Origin of the sequence: Candidatus Pseudoscillospira sp. SGI.172, from assembly GCF_050313575.1 — a bacterium.
Taxonomy (GTDB): domain Bacteria; phylum Bacillota; class Clostridia; order Oscillospirales; family Oscillospiraceae; genus Vermiculatibacterium.
In genome coordinates, this window is the sequence record NZ_JBNPLQ010000041.1 from 1 (window position 1) to 16,309 (window position 16,309).

A 16,309-nucleotide genomic window follows, 5' to 3' on the forward strand; every position below is an offset into this window, starting at 1 on the left:
GATAGCGGCGCCCAGCACGCCTTTTCCGATATAAACGCTGAGCGTGGCATCCAAATGGGAGTCCCAAATGTGCTGACAGCCGGGGATGGTTGCCATCAGGTCGGCCTTCATCTGTTCCATCTCCATCTGGGCGCCTCCGTTGGCCACAGCCAGATTGAATTTCCGATGTGTTCCCAAATGCTCCCGCACCAGGGAGATGAATTTTTCCATCGCCTGCCTGCGGCCCCGGACCTTGGCGATGCTCTGGAGCTGGCCGTCGGGCGCGAAGGTGATGATGGGCTTGATGTTCAAAAGCGTTCCGGCCAGAGCGGTCACCTTGCCGATGCGCCCGCCCTTTTGGAGGTACTCCAGCGTGTCCACCGTGAAGTAGGGGAACGTGTTTTTCAGCAGGAATGGCACCCGTTCCCGGACAAGGGTCTCCCAGCTCATGCCGTCCAGAATGTCCTCCCAAAGCTGGAGGACCACCATGCCAATGCCCAGAGAACCGCTGAGCGTATCAAAGACCACAGCCTCCAGGTCCTGACGGTTCACGCACTGAAGGCGCACCATGTTGTAGGTCCCGGAGAGGCCGGAGGAGAGGGGGAGCACAATGACTTTTTCATAGCCGTCGTCCCGGATGCGGTCCAGGGTTTCTGCCACCCGGAGCAGATCGGGCAGAGAGGTGCGGGGGAGCTGGCCCAGATCCAGGCGGCGGTAGATCTCCCCGGCGGAGATGTCCTCCCCGTCCCGGAATTCGCCGTCCACGCAGGAAATGCGCAGGGGGACCATATAGATGGGCCTGCCCTGCCGATGTCGCTCCTCCAGATCGGCGCAGGAGTCCACCAGAAAGGCGATTTTTTCAGGGTTCAAATGAAATTCCTCCATCGGTTGACAGCCTCCCGGCGTCACCGTATAATAAATATAAAACACATAACGTTGTTATGTTATTATTATAGACGGGCATAAAACGTCTGTCAAGGAGGGAAAATGCCCATGAATTATCAGGAGCGCCGCAGACTCCAGGCCGAGGAGACCCGCCGGGCGATTCTCGATGCCGCCGCCCGGCTCACGCGGAAAGAGGGCTTCGACAAGGTGACGATCCGGGATATTTGCCGGGCGGCCGGCGTGACCACAGGGGCCTTTTATCATCATTTTGCCTCCAAGGAGGATCTGCTCAACCAGGGCTTTGTCTCTCTGGACGTCTACATGGAGCAGGCGCTGGCGGCTTACGCCGGAGAGGTGCCCATCCGGAGGCTGGAGGCTCTGCTGGAGTGTTATGCCCGATTCATGGAGAGTCAGGGGTGGGAGACGGTGGCCCGGTATTACGGCCGCCGCCTGGCCGATCCCGCCGCGGCCTCCATGTCTCCCAGCCGGTTCACGCTCCGGGCCATGCTGGACTGCCTGAGGGATCTGGCTGACTCGGGGGAGCTATCACCCGCCCACTCTCCGGAGTGGACGGCGGAATTCTTTTTCCGCCATTTTCGGGGGGTGGTCGTGGACTGGGTCCTCCACCGGGCTTCTTATGAATTATGGCCCAAACTGGCCCAGGATTATCAGCTTTTTGAAGGAGCTTTTCGGGCATAGCCCCATTTTCGGCCGCATAGGCTGACAGGCGGGGGTGATTTCATGGGACGTCTGCTGTCCAAAGAGAGTGTGCGGGAAATCTGCGTGGGGACGGCGCTGCTGTGCTGCGCCCTGGCGCTGGTGTGCTGGCCCAGGGAGATCGGGGCGGCGGTGCAGAGCGGCCTGGAGCTCTGCTACAACGTGATCCTCCCGTCCCTGTTCCCCTTTTTTATCCTCACCTCACTGGTGATCTCTCTGGGGCTGGCGGGCTACCTGGGACGGCTGCTGGAACCGGTGATGCGGCCTCTTTTCCATGTGAGCGGGCCCTGCGCCGCCGCTTTGGCGCTGGGCTTTGTGGGAGGGTATCCCGTGGGTGCCCGGGCCGCGCTCACTCTTTATGAAAACGGACAGTGCACAAAGACTGAGGCGGAGCGGCTGTTGGCGTTCTGCAACAACTCCGGACCCGCCTTTATTCTGGGTGTGGTGGGGGCGGGGATCTTTGCCGACAGCCGGGTGGGTCTGCTCCTCTGCCTGACCCACGCCGCCGCGTCGGTGTGCGTGGGGCTGATCTTCCGCTTTTACCGCTGGGGGGATCGGGAGAACCGGAAACAGAGATCCTGTCCGCCCATCCGGGCCCAGCGCTTTGCCGCCGCCTTTACCGAGGCGGTGAAGGGCGCGCTCTCCTCCACCCTCAATATCTGTGCTTTCGTGGTCTGCTTTACCGTCATCCTCCGAATGGGCTTCCTCTCCGGAATCCTGCCGGCACTGGCCGGGCTGCTGGGGCGGCTCTTGGCTCCGCTGGGATTCAGCCGCCTCTGGGCCGAGCGGCTGCTCACCGGTATTTTGGAGGTCTCCTCCGGAGTGTGGTCCCTCACGGGAGACGGATCTCTGGGCGGCAGGCTGTCCATGGCTGCTTTTATGCTGGGCTGGGCGGGGATCTCGGTACACTGTCAGGTGCTCTCCTTTTTGGGGGAGAGCGGGCTCAATGTGCGCACCTATGTGGGTGGAAAACTGCTCCACGGCCTGATCTCCGCCGCACTTACCGCCCTGGTGTTCCGCCTCTTTCCCCTGGAGGCCACCGTGTCGTCCTATCTTACCCGGCAGGTGGCGGGCATCGCGGGGACGGATTTCTACACGGCTCTCACTGTCTCCACCGCCGCTGCATGGGTGGTTTTCCTTCTCTTTTTCCTGGCGGCCGCCCTGGGGATCGAAAAAGGACGGAGGAACGCTGGAAAACGGCGGAGCGGTGTGCTATAATAGCCGCGGCGCAAAAAGAACCGGCAGCACGGCGGTGAGCCGTACCGCCGTAAAACACGAAAGGCGGCCGGACATTCGGCCGCCTTTCCATTTCGGAACAGGGATGGGGATACCATGAATGAAAAAGAAACGGCGGAGCTCCGCCGCCGGTTTAAGCCGGACAAGAGCAATATTTCCCACGTGCGTGGGTGCTATGTCAATGAAAACCGGGAGATCATCTCCCAGTTTGACCAGTCTCTGGGGCTGATGAGCGAGGACGACAGCACCATGATCCTGTCTACCCTCCGCAAGACGCTCTCGGGGGGGATCGGCAAACATCTCACGGACATTTCCTTCGCAACCCGGCAGGTGGTGGACAGCGACGAGCACCGGCTGCTCATGGCACTGCGGGATTCCGCTCTCGCCGACGAAGAGGCGGTGCAGCGCTTTTTCCGCAAGACCATCGACGCCATGGATGTGGAGGGCAACTACCTCATCCTCCTGGCCCGGGACGCCTACGATGTCCCCTTCCGCTCCTCCGACGGGGAAAAGCAGGAGGATGCGGGGAGCGAGACTTTTTCTTACATCCTCTGCTCCATCTGCCCGGTAAAGATGACCAAGCCGGCGCTCAGCTACCGGGCCAACGAGAACCGGTTCGGCCATCTGCCCATCGACTGGGTGGTGTCGGCCCCGGAGGCAGGGTTCCTTTTCCCGGCCTTCAACGACCGCTCCACCGACCTGTACGGGGCGCTTTATTACTCCAGGGACACTGCTGCCAACCACCAGGCCTTTGTGGACGCCATTTTTCGGGTGGAGCCGCCCATGCCTGCCGATGCACAGAAGGAGACCTTCCGGTCCATTCTGGCCGACAGCCTTTCCGACGACTGTTCTCTGGAGGTGGTCCAGGGGGTCCACGGCAAGCTGCGGGAGATGATCGAGGTCCACAAGGAGAGCAAGGAGGCCGAGCCTCTGGTGATCTCCCAGCGGGTGGTGAAGCGGGTGCTGGCCGACTGCGGGGTGTCCGGCGAGCATGCCGAGACCTTTGAGGCCCGCTACGCCGCCGAATTTGGAGACGGGCGGGAGCTGAACCCTCAAAATCTGGTGGATCTCCGCCGCACGGAGATCAGGACCCCCGATGTGACCATCCAGGTCAGCCCCGGGCGGGAGGACCTGGTCCAGGCACGCGTCATTGACGGGATCAAGTACCTGCTCATCCGGGCGGACGAGGGGGTGGAGGTCAACGGCGTCCAGATCCAGATCTCCTGAAAAGGGGAGAAGCCCTTTATTTTTTCTCGTCTTTTAACTGGCTCTGCAGATTGTCGTGGTCTTCCAGCAGCATCTGGGTGGCCCGGTCGAAGTCGGCCAGATCCTCGTAGCGGTTGACCAGAGCGCTCTCTTCCAGGTCGGAGTAGTCTTTCTCCTTGCTCTTGTAGACCAGCTTGAGCAGAATGGGGGTGACCACGGTGGTGACGATGACTACAAGGACCACCGGGCCGAAGAATTCCTCCTTCATCAGTCCGGAGGAGATCCCCTTGTTCGCCACGATGAGGGCCACCTCGCCGCGGGAGACCATGCCCACGCCTACCCGGAGGGAGTCCTTTCCGGAATATCCGCAGAGTTTGGCGCCCAGGCCGCAGCCGATCACCTTGCTGACCAATGCCACGGCAATGAGCAGCAGAGAGAACAGAATGATGGTGCGGCTCATCTGGGGCAGCTCCACCTTCAATCCAATGCTGGCGAAGAACACGGGGGAGAGGAGCATGCAGGAGAGAGTGTCGAAGCGGTTTTGCAGGTAAGCCACCTTGGGGGTGCCGGCGAAGATAACCCCCATGATATAGGCGCCCGTGATGTCGGCCACACCGAAAAATGCCTCGGATATATAGGCGTAAATGAGGCACAGCGAGAAAGCCACGATGAGGAAACGGCGCTTATCGGTGTCCCAACGGGAGAACCAGTGGTTGACCAGCTTGTGGAGCAGGAGCCCCACCCCCAGGCTCACCGCGAAGAACAGAACGATCTTCACCAGGACCAGGCCCAGGCTGCCGCCCTGGCCGGCCATCGAGGTGACGATGGTCAGGGCCACGATGCCCATGACGTCGTCGATGAGGGCGGCGCCCAGGATGGCGTTGCCCGAGCGGGTGGACAGCTTGCCCAGCTCCTTCAGGGTCTCCACCGTGATGCTGACAGACGTGGCGGTGAGGATGACGCCGATAAAGACATTTTGCAGGAACTCGCCGCGATTGAAGAGGGCGGCGGCCCCGAAGCCCATGACCAACGGTACCAGGACACCGATGAGGGCGATGACGAACGCGGCCTTTCCGGAGCGCTTGAGCCCGTGCAGATCGGTCTCCATTCCGGCGGTGAACATCAGCACGATGACGCCCAGCTCCGCCACTTCGTTGAGAAAGTCGGTCTGGCCGATCAGCCCGAAGCCCGCCGGGCCCAGCAGAACGCCGGCGATCAGAGCGCCCACCACCTGGGGCAGAGAAGCCCGTTTGGTGAGGATGCCCAGGATCTTCGTGCACAGCAGGATGACCGCAAGTTGAATCAAAAACCAATAGGAATCCATAAAGTTACCTCCTTAGCTGCTCTATTTTAGGCGTTTCATTCGCCCGGGGCAAGAGAAGAAAGTGACGAAAAAAAGCCGCTGAAAAGGCCTATATTTGGCGGGCATACTGTGAAGAGAGGATTGCTTTTTTTAAAATGATATGTTATAGATAAAGTACCTTAACAAAAAGAGAGGAACGGAGCAATGACTATTGATTATCAGCCCAAAGGGGTTTGTTCCCGCCGGATGCGCATCGAAGTGGAGAACGGGATCGTCAAGTCGCTTGAGGTCCAGGGCGGCTGCTACGGGAACCTCCAGGGGATCAGCAGGCTGGTGGAGGGAATGCGGGTGGACGACGTGATCGCGCGGCTGGAGGGGATTCGATGCGGGTTCAAACCCACTTCCTGCCCGGATCAGCTGGCTCAGGCGCTGAAGCAGTCCCGCTGAAGCGGGTCCGATCGGAAAAAGAACGGGGTGGACAGCATATGCTGTCCACCCTTATTTGTGTGGAAAAGTGTGGGGGAGAGCGCTTTACGGATGATGTGCGGGATGATATAATCAATTTTTCAGGCAAAAATCGGCGCAGCCCTCTTTCCCGGTGGGACAGGCGGGGGCGCGGCAAGGCGGGGCAGGAACATGAATCGGCAAATATCGGATCGGTGGAAATTGATCCTCTCGATGTGTGTGTTCGGGACCATTGGGATCGTGAGACGGTATATCCCATATCCATCCAGCGTGATCACCCTCGCCCGGGGGCTGATCGGCATGCTGTTCCTGCTGACTCTGCGCCTGTGCGGGGGAGAGCGGCTTGCGGCGGCGGAGCTGAAAAGGAATGCAGTTCCGCTGTGCCTGTCCGGCGTTTTGCTGGGCGCAAACTGGATCCTGCTGTTTGAGGCCTACCGGTACACCTCAGTGTCGGTGGCCACCGTCTGCTACTATATGGCCCCCGTGTTTGTGATCCTGACAGCCCCCATTTTCCTCCATGAGGCACTGACCGCAAAAAAGGGGCTGTGTGCCGCGGCGGCGGTGTGCGGAATGGTACTGGTTTCGGGGGTGCTGGAGTCGGGCGTTTCCGGCCTGACCGGCGTACTCTTCGGCCTTGGGGCCGCTGTTTCGTATGCGGCGGTCATCCTCCTCAACAAGCAGATCACGGGGCTGTCCGCCGGGGACAGAACACTGGTCCAACTGGGGGCGGCGGCAGTGGCCCTTCTTCCCTATGTCCTGATGACAGAGGATCTCTCCGCCCTCGATACCAGCTGGTTTGTGCTTGCCATGCTCCTTGTGGCCGGGGTGGTCCATACGGGCATTGCCTACGCACTCTATTTTGGCAGTATCCGAAACCTCCCCGCACAGACCGCCGCCCTGCTCAGCTACATCGACCCCATTACGGCGGTGGTGCTGTCGGCCCTGGTGCTGAAGGAGCAGCTGTCTCTGACTGCGGGAGTCGGGGGCGCGCTGGTGATCGGGGCTGCGGCGATCAGTGAGCTGCCGACTGGGAGGGCGGAACACCGGTGAGCGTCTGCCGGACGATGTTCTCCATCATATCCACGCTGAGCGCCCCGGAGACATAGCCGAAGAGATTGCCCTCCCGGTCGATCATGAAGGTGGTGGGGAAGGCAGAGACGCCATACTGGCCGAACACTGCGCCGGTGGTATCCATAAGGGCCGGGTAGGTGTAACCCCCGTTTTCCAAAAAGAGGGTGACCTCCTCTACGGAACCGTCACTGTTGCCGGGGTGGTCGTCCGTTTTGGGATTGGCGACGGACAGTACCACCAGGTCCTCTCCGGCATTGCCGCCATAGGATTCATAGAGCTTCTGGATGTCCGGCATCTCCCGCCGGCAGGGACCGCACCAGGTGGCCCAGAAGTTCAAAAAGACGACTTTCCCCCGGTAGTCGGACAGGGTGTGGCTCTCTCCATTCTGGTCGGTGAGGGTGAAATCGGGCGCGGGTACGGCATCGGGTGCGGCACTCTCTGGAGCGGGGCTTTCGGCGGGGGCCTGTGCCTGCACGGCAGGGGTGGTTCCGGCGGAGGAGAGATAGCCGGTGAGGCCGTTCATCCAGCCGGTGAACATCATGACGCCCATCAGGATCATCAGCGCACCGCCCAGCTTCCCCGTGTAGCGGAGCACCTCCTGATGGGTCTTGAAGAAGTTTAAAACGCTTCCGGTGAAGAGGCCCACCGCCAGAAAGGGCAGAACAAAGCCCAGGGTGTAGACGCCGATGAGCAGGAAACCGGCCGCGGAAGAGGCTGCGGAGGAGGCCATGAGCAGCACGCTGGTCAGGGCGGGACCCACGCAGGGCGTCCAGGCGAAGCTGAACACAAAGCCCAGCACCAGGGCGGTGAACGGATTCATGACCCAGCGATCCAGCCGGAAGGGGAGGCGGTGCTCCCGGGACAAAACCTGAGAGGAGCCGAACACGCCAAGCTGATAGAGGCCGAAAAGAAAGATGACGATCCCGCCCACCCGGGCCAGCCAGGCGCGGTTCCCGCTGAAAAAGCGCCCCAGGGCGGAGACACCAAGCCCCAGGACCACAAAGGCGAAGCTGACGCCCAGGACGAAGAACAGCGTGTGGAGCAGGACTTTTTTGCGGGGATAGCGGACGATGCCATCCGGCAGACGCTCCTGGGCGCCGCCCGCCAGATAGCCGATGTAGAGGGGGACGACCGGGAGGACGCAGGGGGAGAAAAAGCTGAGCAGCCCCTGCAGAAAGACGGTTAGTGCCGGGACGCCGGCAGAGAGTGTAAAGCCCATATCGGCTCCTCCTGTGTAAAAATTAACTGTAATAAAATATAGTACAGTTTGTGCCCTTACTGTACCATCGACGCCCTTGTTTGTCAAGGGGAGAAAGGGAAAAGACCCCGTTTCCCTCTGCTGCGCAGAATTCCGGCGTCTGCAGACACCGGAACAAGGAGGAACGCCGTCAGCTCCGGGGACATGCACCTGAGAATTCGGCCATGACGGACGGGGCGGCTATTCCCCGGGAATCGAGCCCTGTCCGGCAAGCGAAAAAAAGACGCTGCCGGACCCGGCAGCGTCTTTTTGGAAAGGAAAATCACAGGGGGATCAGCCCTCTCCCACGGGGGGCTCGATCTTCATCAGAGGATCGTAGTATTTGGCCTTGCTGGCGGCAAACATCTGCTCGAACTCCTGATTGTGGCCGTGATGGAGCTCGTGGGTGTAGGCGTGGGTGTCGGTGCGCACCAGATCTCCCTTGGGAGCAGTCTGGCGGAGGATCTCAATGGCGATGTTGGAGCAGTGGTCGGAGATGCGCTCCAGATTGATGATCAGCTCCAGGAACTGGGTACCCAGTTCGATGGTGCAGGAGCCGGTCTTGAGCCGCTCGATGTGGCGGGCCCGCAGGTCGTCCCGCATCAGGTCCACCACCTCTTCCAGAGGCTCCACCTGGAGTGAGAGAGCGTAGGAGCGCTCGCGGTAGCAGGCCAGGGCCTTCTCAATGGTCTCGTCCACCGCGTCGGTAAGTGCTTTCAGCTCCCGCTTGGCGATGTTGGAGAAGGAAATTCCCTTGTTGTGAAGGGCGGTGGCGCACTCGCCCAGGTTGATTGAGTAGTCGCCGATCCGCTCGAAGTCGGACAGGGTGTGCAGCAGTTCGGAGATCTTCACGCTCTCCGGAGGCGTGAGGGCGCGGTCGGTCAGCTTGACCAGATAGTTGTCCAGCGCGTTTTCCATCTTGTCCAGCGCGATCTCAGTCTCGTTGAGGCGCTCCAGCTTTTTGACATCGTAGCGCTCCAGCAGTTCCACCGCGGTGCGGTAGTTTTCCTGGGCGTAGAGGCCCATCTGGATCACGGCATCGTGGGCCCGCTCCAGCGCCAGAGAGGGGGAGGCGAGGAAGCGCTCGTCCAGGACGGAGACCTCGCGGGTCTCGGTGTCTCCGGGCACCAGGTGCTCTACCAGGGCAACCAGCTGTTTGCGGAGCGGCAGCATCACCGCGGTGCAGGCCAGGTTGAACAGCAGGTGGAGGTTGGCGATGCTGCCCATGTTCATCACGGAAGTCCAGAAGGGGAAGTGGAAAACCGCGTTGCCCGCATAGAGGACCACCAGGAAAAAGACGGTGCCCAGGATGTTGAAGAACAGGTGGATCATGGCGGTTCGCTTGGCGTTTTTGCTGGCGCCCACACTGGAGAGCAGGGCGGTGACGGTGGTGCCGATATTCTGGCCCATGATGAGGGGGATGGCCACGTTGAAGTGGACCACGCCAGTGGTGCTGACGGCCTGCAGGATGCCCATGGAGGCGGAGGAGCTCTGGATGAGCGCCGTGACCGCCGCGCCCACCGCCACGCCCAGCAGGGGGTTGGAGAAGGCGGTGAAGAGGGACTGAAACTCCGGCATGTCCTGCAGGGGGGCCACCGCAGCGGTCATGGTGTTCATGCCGATGAAGAGGACGCCCAGGCCCAGGACGATCTGTCCGACATTCTGCTTTTTACCGCCCTTGATGAACATGTAAAAGACGATGCCGACAATGGCCAGGATAGGGCCCAGGAAGGAGGGCTTGAGGACTGCCATCACGGGGTTGTCTGAGGAGATGTTGCCCAGGCGCAGAAGCTGGGCGGTGACGGTGGTGCCGATGTTCGCACCCATGATAATGCCCACGGTCTGCTCCAGCCGCATGATGCCGGCGTTGACAAAGCCCACGCACATGACGGTGGTGGCAGCCGAGCTCTGGATGAGTCCGGTGACCAGAGCGCCCAGGAGCACCCCTTTGAATACGTTGTTGGTGAGTTTTTCCAGAATACTCTCCAAACGTCCGCTGGATAGCTTTTCCAGGCCGTCGGTCATGGTGGACATGCCGAACAGGAACAGTGCGATGGCTCCCAACATGGAGATTACGTTTGAACTGTCCAAAAGAGCGCCTCCAAAATCAACTGTCGTCAAAATGATGTATGGACGGGGAAAAGAAACCGTAAACCAAACGAAGACAGGGTAATTATATACGGCTCAAAAGGATTCGTAAACAGGCGAAAAGATGGTAATCGAAAAGATTGACGTTTTGGCCAAAAAAGCGGGGGAAGATTCGACGCTTTTGTCGAATCTGCGGGCAAAAAACCGGGAGAGGAACAAGCCTCTCCCGGTGGAGTCAGATTGATTTTTCCAGAAGATCCAGCGGGACCCGGGCTCCGGGTGCCGGACCGATGCGCACAAAGCCGTACCGCTTATAAAACCGCTGCGCCAACAGATTGTCGGGGGCACAGCGCAGGCGAAGCCTCTCCCGGCCCAGGGCACGGTAGGTGCACACGGCCTGTCCGATGAGCTGCACCCCGATCCCCCGGCGGCGGTACTCCGGCTGGAGATAAACGAGGGGGACGTACCCAACTTTTTCCGCTGCAAAGCGATCGGTGGCCAGCTGTAAAACGCCGATGACCCGGTCTCCGGCCATGACGCACTCCACCGCCCGGCGGTCGATCAGCCACTGCTCCCGGGCCTCTGCCAGAAAGCCGGGGCCGTCAAAATCCGCCATCGAGCCATGGATGTCCTGCCAGGCATCCTTGCGGGCCTCGTAGTAGATCTGGGCCTCCCGATCCATGTCCAGGGGACGGAACCAGGCCGCCAGCAGGGGCGCGCCCCGCTCCATGGCCCTGCGCTGACGGGCCACCGTGGCGATCTCCTCGGGCAGGTGGGAGGCGTCGTTTTCAAAGAGGATGCGGACTTGATCTCCCTCAAACTCCAGACAGGTGACCCCGGTGTTTTCGCAGTGTCCCAGCTCGGGGGTCTGGGAGGGATGCTTGTTCCGCAGAGCGGACTGGAGGCAGCGGATGGCGGTGCCGTGGGTAAAGACGGCCACCGTCTGATCCGGGTGGGCCCGGGCGATGCGGAACACCGCGTCGGTGACCCGCGCGCCCACCTGGGTGAAGGTCTCGCCCCCCTCTGGGGCCCAGTCGGGGGAGCAGGTCACGAAGCGCTTTTGCTCCTCCGGAAAGTGGAAGTGAAGATCGCCGAAGGTGCGGTCCTCATAGACCCCCATGCCGATTTCCCGCAGGCCGGGCTCGATGTGTACTTCCAGGCCCCTGGGCCGGGCCGCCGCCCGGGCGGTGATCTGGGTGCGGCGCAGGTCGCTGGCGTAGACGGCGTCCACGGGGATGGACTGGAAGCGGTGTTCCAGCGCGGCGATCTGCCGCTTGCCGTTTTCGGTGATCTGGCTGTCATACCAGCCGTGGATCCGGCGGTAGAGATTGCCCTCGGCCTCGGCGTGGCGGACGATATAGATTCGGGTCATGGGGTCAGGTTCCTCTCTGTGTTCGATTTGGGCGGAGGCTTACCAGGGCTGTACCGCCCCGGTGAGCGCGCGGACGCTGTGCAGGCCCTGCCGGTCGCAGATGGCCTCCAGCTCCTCCAGAACCCGGAGAGGGGCCATGGGATCGGCAAAGGCGGCGGCTCCCACTGCCACGGCGGAGGCGCCCGCCAGCATCATCTGGGCGGCGTCGGCGCCGGAGGAGATGCCCCCCATGCCCAGAATGGGCACCTTGACGGCGCCGGCGACCTCCCACACCATCCGCACCGCCACCGGCAGTACGGCGGGGCCGGAGAGTCCGCCGGTATTCATTTTCAAAATGGGGCGGCGGGTGTTCACATCGATGGCCATGCCCCGGAGAGTGTTGATGAGGGAGATGGCGTCGGCTCCCGCCCCCTCCACTGCCCGGGCGATCTCGGTGATGTCGGTGACGTTGGGGGAGAGCTTCACCATCACGGGCACGGCGGCGTGGGCCTTGGCCACTGCCGTGACCTCGGCGGCCAGCTCGGGCCGGGTGCCGTAGGCCAGTCCGCCGGCCTTCACGTTGGGGCAGGAGATGTTGACCTCGATCATGTCCACCCCGGCGGCGGAGAGCTTCTCGCACATCTCTCCGTACTCCTCGGGGGTGCTGCCCGAGATGTTGGCGATGATCGCCAGGTCATGTTTTTTCAGTTCGGGCAGCTCGTGGGCAATGAAGGCGTCCACGCCCGGGTTTTGAAGGCCCACAGAGTTGAGCATCCCCATGGGGGTCTCCGCGATCCGGGGGGAGGGGTTGCCCGCCCGGAGGCGGGGCGTCAGGCCCTTGACGCTGATGCCCCCCAGCCGGTCAATGTCGTACAGCTGCCCGTATTCCCGGCCGAAGCCGAAGGTGCCGGAGGCCATGGTGACGGGGTTCTTCAGCGCGACTCCCGCCAGATTTACCCGCATGTCAGCCATTCCAGTCCACCTCCGAAGCGTTGAAAATAGGGCCGTCCTTGCAGACGTGCTTCATGGAGCCGTCGGCCATGGACACGGCGCAGCCCAGACAGGCCCCTACGCCGCAGGCCATCCGCTCCTCCAGAGAGACCTGGCAGGGGACGCCGTACCGGGCGGCCAGGGCGGACACAGCCTTGAGCATGGGCCTGGGGCCGCAGCAGAGGACGCCGTCATAGCGGTTTTTCGTCAGCAGAGCCTCCGCCGGGCCGGTGACAAAGCCCTTTTTGCCCAGCGAGCCGTCCTCGGTGGCAATGGCCACGGTGGTGCAGATCTCCTCAAAATCCTCCGTGAGGAGGGCGTGGGAGGCGTCCCGGAAGCCCAGGATCGCGTCGCACTGCCCGCCGCAGAAGGCGCAGCCGTACATGGGGGGCACGCCGATGCCGCCCCCCACCAGGAGATAGCGCCCTTCGGGGCTCATGGTAAAGCCATTGCCCAGAAGGCCCAGCACATCCAGAGATTCCCCCTCCCGGCGCGCGGCCAGCCAGGCGGTGCCTGCCCCGCGGATTTCAAAGACGACGCTCAAAAGGTCGCTCGGCTCGTCCTCGGAACAGACACACACCGAGATGGGGCGGCGGAGGAGCCGGCCCTCCCCGCACTTGATGTGCACAAACTGCCCCGGGCCCCGGTAGGAGGTGCGCACCATGTCCCCCACCTCCAGGGTCAGCCGGACGGCGTGAGGGTTGGGGCAGATTTTTTCCACGATCTTGCAGGAGGTTTCCACTTGCAAAGAGATCACCGCTTTCGTGAGGTTTTCGTCCGGGATCACAGCTCCCAGTCAGGCTTCTTTTTCTTCCGGCGAAACAGCCCGCCCTTTTCCCAGGGATCCTTTCTCGGCGCGGGCGCGGGCTCCGGTTCAGACGGCGTCTCCGGCGGGGCCTTTGCGCCCCGTTTCATCAGTTCGCTGACCGGGGGCAGGGGACCATTGGGCACGCCGGGGAAGGGATCGTAGGGGACGTCCTTTTGAAAGACGGCCACCGCCTTTTGGCAGGTGTCGCAGTACCAGCCGACGGCGTCGGGGGAGAAGCCGAAAAGAATGTCCCCCAGGGACTGGGGCTCGCCGTCCTCGGGCAGAAAGCCCGACAGAGCCACCGCCCGGGCCGAATCCCAGCGCTCCCCGTTCTCGCCGGGCGGCATCCACTGTGCCGTGTTGGTGAAGCCGCGGCCGCTGGGGAGGGCGACCCCGCCCTCGGTCATCTCACCGCCGCAAAATGGACATTTCATGGCTTACAGCACCGTGACGTACTGCTTGATGTCGTCCCGCATGGCCTCGGCGGCGGCCCGGGCGGCATCCTGGTAGTCCAGCCCGTCCCGGCCGGTCTTTTTCCAGGCGCACATGATGGAGCGGGAGGCGTTGACGATGGCTCCCCGGCCGAATTTGTCGAAGGCGTTCTGTACGTCCTGGGCGGTGCCCCCCTGGGCCCCGTAGCCGGGGACCAGGAAAAATGTGTGCTCCAGCCGCTTGCGGAGGTTCCGCAGCTCAGAGGGATAGGTGGCGCCCACCACTGCACCCGCCCGGCTGTATCCGTATTTGCCCAGTTCGTCCCGGCCCAGCCGCTGCACCAGATCGCCCATCACCTGATAGACCACCCGGTCTCCCGCCACCATGTCCTGGAGCTCGCCGGAGCTGGGGTTGGAGGTCTTGACCAGGGCGAAGAGGCACTTGTCCTCCGCACGGCAGGTGTCCAGGAAGGGGCCGACGGAATCGGAGCCCATATAGCCGTTGATGGTGAGGCAGTCGGCGTCGAAGGCGGCGCAGTCGGTATTCCCAACCCGGGTCCTGCCGATCCAGCCGTCGCTGTACGCCTCGGCGGTGGAGCCGATGTCTCCGCGCTTGACGTCCGCGATGACGAACAGCCCCTTTTCTTTCGCGTAGCGGATGGTCTCGTCCAGCACACGCATTCCCTGCCAGCCCAGCCGCTCGTAGTAGGCGGACTGGGGCTTGACGGCGGGGACCACGTCGGCCAGCGCGTCCATCAGTCCCTTGTTGAACTGAAGGATGGCGTCGGCGGCCCCCTCCAGGGTCTCGCCGTACCGGTCAAGACTGGCTTTCAGCATATGAGGGGGCACATACTCCGGTTTGGGGTCCAGCCCTGCCACCGTGGGATTCTTCTTGGCCCTGATGAGGTCTTGGAGATGGTCGAAGGACATTTATGCTTCCTCCTTATAAATGATTTCGCCGCCCAGGATGGTGTATTTCACCTTTCCCTTGAGCTGTTTTCCGGCGAAGGGGGTATTTCTGGCCTGGGAGAGGAATCGCTCAGGATCCACTGTCCACGCTTCGTCCGGGTCGAAGATGACCAGATCGGCGTCCGAGCCGATGGCCAGCCGGCCCTTGCCGGGCATCCGCAGGATGCAGGCGGGGTTGACGGTCATCCGCCGCAGAATGTCGGACAGGCTCATTGCCCCGGTGTGATAGAGGGCGGTGAGGGAGGCGGCCAGGGCGGTCTCCAGTCCGATCATGCCGCTGGGGGCTTCGGTGAGAGGACGGGCCTTCTCCTCGGCGGAGTGGGGGGCGTGGTCGGTGGCGATGGCGTCGATGGTGCCGTCCTTCAAGCCTTCAAGAATGCCGTCCACGTCGGCGGGGGTGCGCAGGGGGGGATTGACCCGGGCCAGCGCCCCCTGGCGGAGCACCTCGTCCTCCGTGAAGGTGAAGTACTGGGGGCAGGTCTCGCAGGTGATGGCCACTCCCTTGCGCTTGAAGCGCCGGACGATGGCCACCGATTTGGCGGTGGAGATGTGGCAGATGTGGAGGGCTGCCCCCGTCTCCTCGGCCAGCATGGCGTCCCGCATGACCTGAAGCTCCTCGGCAATGGCAGGGCGGCCGGGGATGCGCAGCTGCCGGGAGACCCGGCCTTCGTTGACGGCAAAATTCTGCACCATGTCGGCGTCCTCGCAGTGGGACAGGACCGTGAGTCCCTGGCGGTGGGCCAGGATCATGGCGTCCCGGAGGAGGTTGGCGTTCTGCACCGGCACGCCGTCATCGGACAGGGCCACGGCCCCGGCGGCCTTGAGTGCCTCGTAGTCGTTGACCTCCTGGCCTCTCTGCCCCTTGGAGACGGCGGCGATGGGCCATACCTGGGCCCCCCCGGCCAGAGCGGCACGCTCCTTGACAAAGGACACTCCCTCCGGGGTGTCGATGGTGGGGCGGGTGTTGGGCATGCAGGCCACTGCGGTGAAGCCGCCGGCGGCGGCGGCCCGGGCGCCGGAGGCAATGGTCTCCTTATACTCGAAGCCGGGTTCCCGCAAATGGACGTGCATGTCCACCAACCCGGCGCAGACGGTGAGGCCACTGGCGTCGATGACCCGGGCGCTGGGCTCCCGGATGTCGCTGCCGATGACCGCCACTTTTCCGTCTTCGATGAGAATGTCCAGCACACCGCCGATGCCCCCCACGGGGTCCACCAGACGGCCCTGGCGAATGAGTAGTTTCACGGCTCCACTCCTTCCAGTTTTCGCAAAAAGGGGCCGAGGCCCATGCCTCCGCCCCGTCTCTGACTTTCTTTTTTTATTATAAATGAGAATGTGGTTTTTAGCAACGATTTTTTCCCGGTTCGGGCAATAATAAAAGTGGGAGCAATAGCTCACTAAAAGAAAGAGAGAGGCGAAAAAGAATGAAGGAGCACGAATTTGCCAAGGGCATGGGCCTGGGCGTTCTGGCGGGCGCGGCGCTGGGTGCGGCGATAGCCCCGCGGAAAAAGACCCCGATGCGCAAGGCGGCCGGAAAGGCGATGAAGACAGTGGGGCAGGTGATGGAAAACCT

Annotated in this window: 15 protein-coding genes; 5 read left to right on the forward strand and 10 right to left on the reverse strand. The window is 62.4% G+C overall.

Annotated elements, in window-relative coordinates:
- A partial coding sequence (locus ACQRD3_RS12335; RefSeq protein ID WP_427781600.1) for a DegV family protein occupies positions 1-849 on the reverse strand: 849 nt, incomplete at its 3' end.
- Positions 850-972: 123 nt separating this feature from the next.
- On the opposite strand from ACQRD3_RS12335, the gene ACQRD3_RS12340 reads away from it, so the two are divergent.
- The 3 genes from ACQRD3_RS12340 to ACQRD3_RS12350 all read left to right on the forward strand — a co-directional run bounded on the left by ACQRD3_RS12340 (position 973) and on the right by ACQRD3_RS12350 (position 4,044).
- Complete coding sequence (locus ACQRD3_RS12340; RefSeq protein ID WP_080907028.1) at positions 973-1,563, forward strand: TetR/AcrR family transcriptional regulator; 591 nt, start codon at positions 973-975, stop codon at positions 1,561-1,563.
- Between the two features lie 42 nt (positions 1,564-1,605).
- Positions 1,606-2,799 carry a nucleoside recognition domain-containing protein gene (locus ACQRD3_RS12345; RefSeq protein WP_080907029.1) on the forward strand — a complete coding sequence of 398 codons (1,194 nt, stop codon included), beginning with the start codon at positions 1,606-1,608 and terminating at the stop codon, positions 2,797-2,799.
- A gap of 114 nt (positions 2,800-2,913) precedes the next feature.
- Positions 2,914-4,044 carry a DUF4317 domain-containing protein gene (locus tag ACQRD3_RS12350; RefSeq protein WP_427781601.1) on the forward strand — a complete coding sequence of 377 codons (1,131 nt, stop codon included), beginning with the start codon at positions 2,914-2,916 and terminating at the stop codon, positions 4,042-4,044.
- Between the two features lie 16 nt (positions 4,045-4,060).
- Here the strand turns inward: ACQRD3_RS12350 and ACQRD3_RS12355 are convergent, their stop codons facing one another.
- Positions 4,061-5,347, reverse strand: coding sequence for a cation:proton antiporter (locus ACQRD3_RS12355; RefSeq protein WP_427781602.1), 1,287 nt, complete (start codon positions 5,345-5,347; stop codon positions 4,061-4,063).
- A gap of 183 nt (positions 5,348-5,530) precedes the next feature.
- Between ACQRD3_RS12355 and ACQRD3_RS12360 the strand changes: the two genes are divergently transcribed.
- Together ACQRD3_RS12360 and ACQRD3_RS12365 are read left to right on the forward strand one after the other, a co-directional pair.
- The gene (locus tag ACQRD3_RS12360; RefSeq protein WP_080907032.1) at positions 5,531-5,773 is read left to right on the forward strand and encodes a TIGR03905 family TSCPD domain-containing protein; all 243 of its coding nucleotides are present in this window, start codon (positions 5,531-5,533) and stop codon (positions 5,771-5,773) included.
- A 189-nt stretch (positions 5,774-5,962) separates the two neighbouring features.
- The gene (locus ACQRD3_RS12365) at positions 5,963-6,841 is read left to right on the forward strand and encodes a DMT family transporter (RefSeq protein ID WP_427781603.1); all 879 of its coding nucleotides are present in this window, start codon (positions 5,963-5,965) and stop codon (positions 6,839-6,841) included.
- Here ACQRD3_RS12365 and ACQRD3_RS12370 read toward each other — a convergent pair.
- From ACQRD3_RS12370 to ACQRD3_RS12405, 8 genes are all read right to left on the reverse strand, one after another.
- On the reverse strand, positions 6,804-8,081 hold the full coding sequence (locus tag ACQRD3_RS12370; protein WP_427781604.1) for a cytochrome c biogenesis protein CcdA: 1,278 nt from the start codon (positions 8,079-8,081) through the stop codon (positions 6,804-6,806). The genes ACQRD3_RS12365 and ACQRD3_RS12370 overlap by 38 nt on opposite strands.
- 312 nt (positions 8,082-8,393) lie before the next feature.
- Complete coding sequence (locus ACQRD3_RS12375) at positions 8,394-10,190, reverse strand: Na/Pi cotransporter family protein (protein WP_427781605.1); 1,797 nt, start codon at positions 10,188-10,190, stop codon at positions 8,394-8,396.
- A 232-nt stretch (positions 10,191-10,422) separates the two neighbouring features.
- Positions 10,423-11,559, reverse strand: a complete 1,137-nt coding sequence (locus ACQRD3_RS12380) for a GNAT family N-acetyltransferase (RefSeq protein WP_427781606.1) — start codon at positions 11,557-11,559, stop codon at positions 10,423-10,425.
- A 39-nt stretch (positions 11,560-11,598) separates the two neighbouring features.
- On the reverse strand, positions 11,599-12,510 hold the full coding sequence (locus tag ACQRD3_RS12385; RefSeq protein WP_080907037.1) for a dihydroorotate dehydrogenase: 912 nt from the start codon (positions 12,508-12,510) through the stop codon (positions 11,599-11,601).
- Positions 12,503-13,315, reverse strand: coding sequence for a dihydroorotate dehydrogenase electron transfer subunit (locus tag ACQRD3_RS12390; protein WP_427781607.1), 813 nt, complete (start codon positions 13,313-13,315; stop codon positions 12,503-12,505). Before ACQRD3_RS12390 ends, ACQRD3_RS12385 begins: the two co-directional genes overlap by 8 nt.
- A complete protein-coding gene (locus tag ACQRD3_RS12395; RefSeq protein WP_143476608.1) occupies positions 13,312-13,770 on the reverse strand; it encodes a PF20097 family protein in 459 nt (152 codons plus the stop codon). Before ACQRD3_RS12395 ends, ACQRD3_RS12390 begins: the two co-directional genes overlap by 4 nt.
- Before the next feature lie 3 nt (positions 13,771-13,773).
- Positions 13,774-14,697 carry an orotidine-5'-phosphate decarboxylase gene (gene pyrF, locus ACQRD3_RS12400; protein ID WP_080907039.1) on the reverse strand — a complete coding sequence of 308 codons (924 nt, stop codon included), beginning with the start codon at positions 14,695-14,697 and terminating at the stop codon, positions 13,774-13,776.
- The gene (locus tag ACQRD3_RS12405; RefSeq protein ID WP_427781608.1) at positions 14,698-15,981 is read right to left on the reverse strand and encodes a dihydroorotase; all 1,284 of its coding nucleotides are present in this window, start codon (positions 15,979-15,981) and stop codon (positions 14,698-14,700) included.
- Positions 15,982-16,309 lie beyond the last annotated feature (328 nt).